Origin of the sequence: Paenibacillus athensensis (genome assembly GCF_004514475.2) — a bacterium.
Lineage (GTDB): Bacteria > Bacillota > Bacilli > Paenibacillales > NBRC-103111 > Paenibacillus_AL > Paenibacillus_AL athensensis.
In genome coordinates, this window is the sequence record NZ_MYFO02000035.1 from 1 (window position 1) to 815 (window position 815).

1 protein-coding gene is annotated in these 815 nt (G+C 57.4%); it reads right to left on the reverse strand.

Translation table 11 applies throughout. The features are described 5' to 3' along the window. Window positions 1-815: RCC1 domain-containing protein (locus B5M42_RS25005; RefSeq protein ID WP_230633186.1), on the reverse strand; the 815-nt coding region annotated here is incomplete at both ends.

Below are 815 nucleotides of genomic sequence, written 5' to 3' on the forward strand. Positions count from 1 at the left end.
ACCCGGCGTTCTTCCTGCACCGCGGCCCCACTGCCAGACATGACCGTCTGCTGTCAGCGCAAGCGTATGGTCAAAACCGGCCTGCACCGCAATCACATTGCTTGGCAGACCCGGCACAGCAAACCGTTCCGGATGCGTCGTCGTCGTTCCGTCGCCGATTCCCCCACTCCAGTTCGCCCCCCATGTGTACACTTGACCTGCCGTATCCAGCACCGCCATGTGGCCTGCACCCTCGGACAGCTGGTTAACTGCTTCGATCTGCACAGGGCCAACCGTGTAGCTCAGAACCGGCGAATCATGGATTTCGGCCGGATTCCCTCTTTCTGCCTTTACCCGAATTGCATACGTCCCCACGTTAAGCATGTCGGAAGCAAATGTCAACGTTGAACCTGTCGCCGTACCTGTTGCGAGAATTGTTTCGCCAGCACCGTTCAAATCGCCGTAAACCGTTACCTGCTGACCTGCAATCAAATTGCTGATGGAAAATATAGGAAACCGCTTCGATAGCGTGCCGTCTACAGAAACAACCGGCGTACCTGGCATAAGACTAAAACCGTCCACCTTCTCTGGCAACGCGCGGCCGCCCGAACCACCGTCGCCCAGCATGCCGTTCCCGCCGTCGCCCCACGTCCAGACCGAGCCGTCGGATTTCAGCGCAATTGTCGTATTGCCTCCGCCGCCCGTTATCGCGATGACATCGCTCAGTCCGCTAATAACCGTTGGCGTGCTTGTGTTGTTTCCATTTCCAAGACCCAGCTGTCCGTCTCCGTTATAACCCCACGCATACACCTGACCATTGCTGTCGATGGCAAACG